The following is a 3769-nucleotide window of genomic DNA, read 5'->3' on the forward strand; positions in this document are numbered from 1 at the left end:
CCGGGTGGCCCCTCGATCGGCCGGCGTGCCGCGATCGCCGGGGCCGGGGTGGCGGCGGTCGGCCTCGTCGCCGCATGCAGCTCGGGCGGCTCCGACGACCCCGCGGCCGGCGGACAGCCCGGCGGCGGTTCCGGCGGCGGTTCCGGCGGCGGTGACCTGCCCGAGGGCGCGCCCGGCACCGTGCTCGGGCCGGCCTCGTCGGTGCCCGTGGGCGGCGGGGCCGTGTTCGCCGACCAGCAGGTCGTGGTGACCCAGCCCGCCGCCGGAACGTTCCAGGGCCTGTCCGCGGTGTGCCCGCACCAGGGCTGCCAGGTCAACGCCGTCCGGGACGGCGCGGTGATCTGCCCGTGCCACGGCAGCCGGTTCGGTCTCGACGGCGCCGTCCTGGAAGGACCCGCGACGACCCCGCTGGCCCGCCGCGCCGTCACGGTGAACGGTCAGAACGTCACGCTGGCCTGAACGACGCGCCCCGGGCGACGGCGCCCGCTCGGAACGGCGATACCGGCTCAGGGCAGCAGTACCGACTCCGGGCGGCGACGGGTGTGCACCCGGTACCCGACCCGGATCGTCAGGGCGGGCACGTCGTCCACGGCGCGGGCGGCGGTCGCCCGCGAGAACTCGATCCGCAGCACGTCCTCCAGGGTGGCGCGGTCGGCGAACCGCCAGGTCGAGACGACCCGGCGCTGTGCGAACCCCTGCCGGGCGAAGAACCGTTCCACCGCGGGCGCGTCGTAGCGCGGCAGGTCCTGGCGCAGCCACGTGCCGTAGGGGCGCGAGTCGAAGTCCAGGTCGATCACGACCAGGGTGCCGCCGGGACGCAGCACCCGGTCCGCCTCGGCGAGCCCGGGCTCGCAGCCGGGGCCGAAGAAGTAGGCCGTGCGGGCGTGCACCAGGTCGGCCGAGGCGTCCGGCAGGGGCAGGTCCTCCGCGCCCCCGTGCAGCAGCCGCACCCGGTCGCCGTCGCGGTGCCGCTGTCCGCGCTCGACCAGCGGCGGGTGCGGCTCGACCCCGACGACGGTCGCGGCCTCGGCGGCGAAGTGCGGCAGGTGGAACCCGTCGCCGCACCCGACGTCGACGACGTCGGCACCCGCCCAGCCACCGGTGGCCTCCCACAGGGCCGCCCACAGCGCGCCGTCGGCGTCCTGGGCGGCGTTCTCCGCCGCGTACACCTCGGGCCAGTTCCAGATGTTCGGGCTGGGGATGGTCGGGCCGGTGCGGCGCCGGCCGCCGAACCCCCGGTAGGTCCGGACCACGGCGTCAGACGGGGACGATCAGGCCGAGCACGGCCCACGCCACGAACGCGGCCGGCAGCAGCGAGTCCATCCGGTCCATCAGACCGCCGTGCCCGGGCAGGATCGTGCCCATGTCCTTGACCCCGAGGTCGCGCTTGACCAGCGACTCCACCAGGTCGCCGAGGGTCGCGGTGCACACCAGCAGCGCCCCGGTCAGCGCACCGAAGTACCAGGGCCCGCCGAGCAGCAGCGTCACGCACAGCCCACCGGCGACCATCCCGGCGATCTGCGACCCGGCGAAGCCCTCCCAGGACTTCTTCGGGCTGATCGTCGGGGCCATCGGGTGCCGGCCGGCGACCACACCTGCGGCGTAGCCGCCGACGTCCGAGGCGACCACGCACAGCATGAACGTCAGCACCCGGCCGACGCCGTCCGGTGCGACGGTCATCAGCACCGCGAACGCCACCAGCAGCGGGACGTAGGCGGCGACGAACAGCGACGCGCTCATGTCCCGCAGGAAGTGCGCCGCACCGGCCCGCATCCGCCAGAGCAGGCAGCCCAGCACGGTCGCGGCGAACGCGACCACCATCCCGCGCAGGCCGAACGGCCAGGCCGACCACACGATCGCCTGACCACCGACGAGCAGGACCGGCAGCGTCACCCGGATGTCGGCGCCGCGGCGCAGGGCGCCGGACAGCTCCCAGGTCGCGATCGCCGCGCACACCGCGAGCACCCCGACGAAGACCTGCGCCACGATCAGCAGGCTGGCCAGGATGACCGCGCCCATGGCGACGCCGACGCCGATCGCGGCGACCAGGTTGCGTCCCAGCCGGGCCCGCTTCGACGGCTGCGCCGCGCCGTCGGGCGTCGCCGGCACGCCCGGCGGACCCGCACCGGGGAGGTCGGAGGTCACCGGGACGGCGGCAGCGGCGTCGTGGGAGGAGGTCACAGGGTCAGACCTCGAGGAGTTCGGATTCCTTGTTCTTGACCAGGTCGTCGATCTGGGCGACGTAGCGGTCGGTGACGCCCTGCAGCTCCTTCTCGGCGCGGCCGACCTCGTCCTCGCCGGCCTCGCCGTCCTTCTGGATCCGCTGCAGCTCGTCCATCGCCTTGCGGCGCAGGCCGCGCAGCACGACGCGGGCGTCCTCGCCCTTGCCGCGCGCGACCTTCACCATCTCCTTGCGGCGCTCCTCGGACAGCTGCGGGATGACCACGCGGATGATCTGTCCGTCGTTGGAGGGGTTGACGCCCAGGTCGGAGTCCCGGATCGCCTTCTCCATCTGCTTGAGCTGGCTGGCGTCGTAGGGCTTGATGACCGCCATCCGGGCCTCCGGGACCGAGACCGAGGCGAGCTGGTTGAGCGGGGTGTAGGCGCCGTAGTAGTCGACCACCACCCGGGAGAACATCGACGGGGTCGCGCGCCCGGTGCGCACGGACGACAGGTCGTCCTTGGCCACCGTGACGGCCTTCTCCATCTTCTCCTCGGCGTCGAAGAGGGTTTCCTCGATCACGGTATGTCCCCGTCCGTCTCTGTGGTCCACCTGCACACGCGGGCGGTTCCCCGCGCCGCGTGCGCACCGATCCTCTCACTCCGGCCGGCCCGGTGCGGTGCCCGTCCGATCGGGGGCACCGCACCGGGTGACCGGCGGGCCGGGAGGAGCACCGGGCGGGATCGCCGCCCGGCGTGTCCCGGCCGTCACAGGGCTCAGCCCTGGCCGACCTCGAAACGCACGAAGTCCTTCACCGTCACGCCCGCCTCGTCCAGCAGCGCCTTGACGGTCTTCTTCGGGTCCTGCACGGACGGCTGCTCGAGCAGCACGACGTCCTTGTAGAAGCCGTTCACCCGGCCGTCGACGATGCGGGGCAGCACCTGCTCGGGCTTGCCCTCCTCGCGGGCCGTCGCCTCGGCGATGCGCTTCTCGTTGTCGACGATGTCCGACGGGACCTGGTCACGCGTGGTGTAGCGCGGGCTCGCGGCGGCGATGTGCATCGCGGTGCCGCGGGCGGTCTCGTCGTCGCCACCCTCGTAGCTGACCAGCGCGCCGATCACCGGCGGCAGGTCGGTGGCCCGCTTGTGCAGGTAGACCGCGACCGGGCCGTCGACGTGGATGTAGCGCTTGAGCTGCAGCTTCTCGCCGATCCGCGCCGACAGCCCCTGAATCGCGTCCTCCACCGTGCCGTCGTCCATCTTCGCGCTGCGCAGCGCGTCGACGTCGGCGGGCTTCTGGTCGACCGCGGTCTGCAGGATCTGGTCGGCGAGGGAGAGGAAGTCGTCGCTCTTGGCCACGAAGTCGGTCTCGCAGTTCAGCTCGACCATGGTGCCGCCGGAGGCGACGACCAGGCCGTTGGACGTGGTGCGCTCGGCGCGCTTGTCCACGTCCTTCGCGCCCTTGATGCGGAGCAGCTCGACGGCCTTGTCGAAGTCACCCTCGGACTCCTCGAGGGCCTTCTTGCAGTCCATCATCCCGGAACCGGTGAGGTCGCGGAGCTTCTTGACGTCCGCGGCGGTGTAGTTCGCCATCTCGGTGTCTCTTCGT

The 3769-nt window shown here is 73.1% G+C and carries 5 protein-coding genes; 1 reads left to right on the forward strand and 4 read right to left on the reverse strand.

Going from position 1 to position 3769, the window contains the following annotated elements:
- On the forward strand, nucleotides 1–459 hold a 459-nt coding region (locus tag I4I78_RS31090; RefSeq protein ID WP_226380782.1), incomplete at its 5' end, for a Rieske (2Fe-2S) protein.
- Nucleotides 460–506: 47 nt separating this feature from the next.
- On the opposite strand, the gene I4I78_RS31095 is transcribed toward I4I78_RS31090, so the two are convergent.
- The 4 genes from I4I78_RS31095 to tsf form a co-directional block, all read right to left on the reverse strand.
- A complete protein-coding gene (locus I4I78_RS31095) occupies nucleotides 507–1253 on the reverse strand; it encodes a class I SAM-dependent methyltransferase (RefSeq protein ID WP_218615081.1) in 747 nt (248 codons plus the stop codon).
- 4 nt (nucleotides 1254–1257) lie between these two features.
- Nucleotides 1258–2181, reverse strand: a complete 924-nt coding sequence (locus tag I4I78_RS31100) for a phosphatidate cytidylyltransferase (protein ID WP_374225956.1) — start codon at nucleotides 2179–2181, stop codon at nucleotides 1258–1260.
- 4 nt (nucleotides 2182–2185) lie between these two features.
- Nucleotides 2186–2743, reverse strand: a complete 558-nt coding sequence (gene frr, locus I4I78_RS31105; RefSeq protein ID WP_218615082.1) for a ribosome recycling factor — start codon at nucleotides 2741–2743, stop codon at nucleotides 2186–2188.
- Between the two features lie 194 nt (nucleotides 2744–2937).
- Nucleotides 2938–3753, reverse strand: a complete 816-nt coding sequence (gene tsf, locus I4I78_RS31110) for a translation elongation factor Ts (RefSeq protein WP_218615085.1) — start codon at nucleotides 3751–3753, stop codon at nucleotides 2938–2940.
- Nucleotides 3754–3769: the final 16 nt, after the last annotated feature.

The organism is Pseudonocardia sp. KRD291 (assembly GCF_019263595.1).
Lineage (GTDB): Bacteria > Actinomycetota > Actinomycetes > Mycobacteriales > Pseudonocardiaceae > Pseudonocardia.

Coding starts and splice junctions, on each gene's coding strand:
- tsf (WP_218615085.1), bottom strand. CDS start 3,753: ATGGCGAACTACACCGCCGCGGACGTCAAGAAGCTCCGCGACCTCACC.